We start from the raw sequence: 2,894 nt of genomic DNA, 5'->3' as shown, positions 1-2,894 counted from the left end.
CGGTCTCCAAGGTGCCTGATGCCACGGAGATAAAACCCTTCGAAAAGCAGTCCAGAAAATTCATGTTCGATTGTTTAACGCAAACCTGGCCAGAGCGAAGCAATCTCTTTGCGAGCTCTTGCCGCTTTCCCCGGCGTTGGCTTGTATTTGAACCTAAACGCATAACAATCCGCCGATTCAATGAGCGGCCCCGCATGCACGGCGATTGTCAACGTAGTTGTCACGTCACCTTACGCAACCTGCTTTAGTTCTGCTAGCTCCATCTGCTCCGGATTGAGCCAGACTTCGTCGGCCAAACTCCAGTTCCGCGTCGGCCCTGACCAACGCGCAGGCGTTCTGGCCTTAGCCTCAGCATAGACCGCTTCACGGTGCGCCAGCACCACCGGGGCGAGGCGACTGTGGCGCTGCGCCGGCGTGACGAATTTCAGTGCACTAGGCTTGTGCTCATGGTTGTACCAACGCACGAATCGCTGCGTCCATGCGCGTGCCTCGTCCACGCTGTCGAACGCCTGGTGCGGGTAGTCCGGCCGGTATTTGCAGGTCCGGAACAGCGACCCCGCGTAGGGGTTGTCATTGCTCACGCGCGGCCGGCTGAACGAAGCGACCACCCCCAGGTTTTCCAGGGTGGCCAGCATCGTCGCGCCCTTCATTGGACTGCCGTTATCCGAGTGCAGAACCAGAGGACGTCCAGCCAGACCTTCGGCCAAACTGGCTCGCCGCATGAGCAGCGCCGCCAGTTCCGCCGACTCCGCCCGATGCACTTCACCGGTGGCGCAATGGCTGGTCACCACCCGGGCCGAGGGCTTGCGCGCACGACCGCGGTGATGCTGCTGCGACGCGCTACGCAAGACACGATAAAAGCTCGACTCCGAGGCCACGTACTGGCCGCGGTCCGCCAGCGTCGGTACGATCTGGCTGGGCGGCAAACTGGCAAACTCCACGCTGTTGGCCACGGCAAGAATCTGCTGGCGTTCCGCCTCGCTTAGCTTGTTGGCTGGCGCTGGCCGCTCAGTGGTGGTGCGAGCATCTGCGACCACCTCGTCGCCTTCCCGAACCCAGCGCTGGAAGGTGCGCAAGCTCAGACCCAACTCGTCGCAAGCCTGCGCCAGCCGGCAGCCAGAGCGTTCTGCCTCACGAATCAACGATATACACAACCGGCGATCTGGGACGCTGATCAGTCGTCCTCTTTTTCTCCCCAGATCGCCTGGACTTTTTTTCTCAGGATCAACAACGCGGCCGCTTCCGCCAGCGCCTTCTCCTTGCGCTGTAATTCCTTTTCAAGCTGCTGGATACGCTTCTTGTCGCCTTTGGACTGGAGCAGTTGCTCTCGCGCCTGCTCACCGGCGTTGGCATTGGCCGAGCGACAGGCCTCGCGCCAAGCAGCGATCTGCTCCGCGTAAAGACCCTTGCGGCGGCAATACTCGGCCAATTCCGCCTCATTGAGCGGCGCGGTTTCCAGTACCACCGCAAACTTGTCTTCCGAGGACCAGACCTCGGGGTTCTTTCCATCTCCCGGCACCGGGACTCCTTGCGCTTTCATCTGTCGACGCCAAGCATACAGCGTCTGCTCCGTGATCCCCGTCTCCCTTGCCAGCGCTGACACCAACGCGTTCTCGGGAGGCATCATGCGGAGCAACAGCGCTTCCTTTCTCTCTGCTGAATAGGCTCTCATTCACTCTGACTCTACCGCCCCCAGACTGGGTCAATCGAAATCAGGTGACACGACAACAATTCTGACGCCGGGGGTGCACGAGGATCTTTCGACGTCTGCAAAGTTTTGATTCAGATCAATTCACGGGACCAGACTTATGTCTATCTTTCTTTTGGATACCCATCCCGTCCTTTAGACTCGCGTCACCATTGCATGGTGATATTGGTAGAATGTCCAATACTACGCTATCGGAAATTCGTCATGTTAACACGAAGCTATTGCAAGTCTTTGTTCTCGTTATGGAGTACCGTAACCTGGGGGCTGTCGCAGCATGCACCCAGCGCAGCGTGAGCACGGTGTCCTATAGTCTCGATCGCTTGGGCGAGATCACCGGTGACCCCTTGTTCTTCAAAGGAAACGGCATACTTGTGCCCACACCGCATGCGATACGTCTGGAAAAGATAGCGCGACAGATCCTGGCGATATGGGGAGATTTGGTTCGACGCCGAGAGGAGGTCACGACCAAGCGTCAGGAGGGTGGTAGGCGCGTAGCAATAGGCTTTTCGGCATCGATTGGCGATCCCCTCATCACTGAAATCTTGTTCGCCTTAGGCGAAGAGTTTCCGCAAGACACTTTTGTCACGCGGCCGGTGATTGCCGATGCGGTGCTTGCCAGTCTACTTGACGCCGGAGAATTAGACTGCGCCTTCGTCGTCGACAGCGGGCACCATCCCGAGCGTGTGCGCCAGCATAACATCGTGGCAACGCAGCGTCGGCTCGTCGGCGCCACGCGCAGAGTCAACGAGGATAAGAGCGAGAATGCCTGGATCCTATTGCAAGAAGACAGCGAACCCGGCAGCCCGTTACGTGCCTTCCTGAGCCGGCAGGCCGGTACGCCTGGCTACCGAGAGACGGTGGTGCCATCCTGGCATGCGCAGATAACGCTACTGCATTCAGCGGGTGGCATCTGCTCGCTGTTGGATTATAACATTCCATTGGTGACACGCGAGCCAGAAACGCAGCTTCTAGCACTCCCTTGTAGTTTCCCAAAATGGGCTGCCTTGAATTTCTGGGGGGCGGAACGCAGTTGCGATCAACGAGTGGTGAGCGACGTCATGGAGGTTGGTAGAGCTGTGCTGCGCGATCCGCTCAAGGCCATCGGCAGAAGTAACAACATGGCTCAACAGCAATTACTACGCAATATCTTACCGGAGGCAGGCGCCGTAGACACAAGTCCTTTCGG

At 58.5% G+C, this 2,894-nt stretch carries 2 protein-coding genes; one reads left to right on the top strand and one right to left on the bottom strand.

What is annotated here, in order from left to right:
* Nucleotides 1–230: 230 nt before the first annotated feature.
* A protein-coding gene (locus MKD50_RS30165) for an IS3 family transposase (RefSeq protein WP_240074694.1) occupies nt 231–1,672 on the bottom strand; the annotation gives its coding sequence in 2 pieces (ribosomal slippage) (nt 231–1,210 and nt 1,210–1,672; 1,443 coding nt in all).
* A 209-nt stretch (nt 1,673–1,881) separates the two neighbouring features.
* Here MKD50_RS30165 and MKD50_RS30160 point away from each other — a divergent pair.
* Nucleotides 1,882–2,894, top strand: a 1,013-nt coding sequence (locus MKD50_RS30160) for a LysR family transcriptional regulator (protein ID WP_012354595.1), incomplete at its 3' end; no start/stop codon positions are given.

This window comes from Cupriavidus mimosae (assembly GCF_023952485.1).
Taxonomy (GTDB): Bacteria; Pseudomonadota; Gammaproteobacteria; order Burkholderiales; family Burkholderiaceae; genus Cupriavidus; species Cupriavidus taiwanensis_C.
This window is presented reverse-complemented; position numbering and strand designations above follow the sequence as displayed.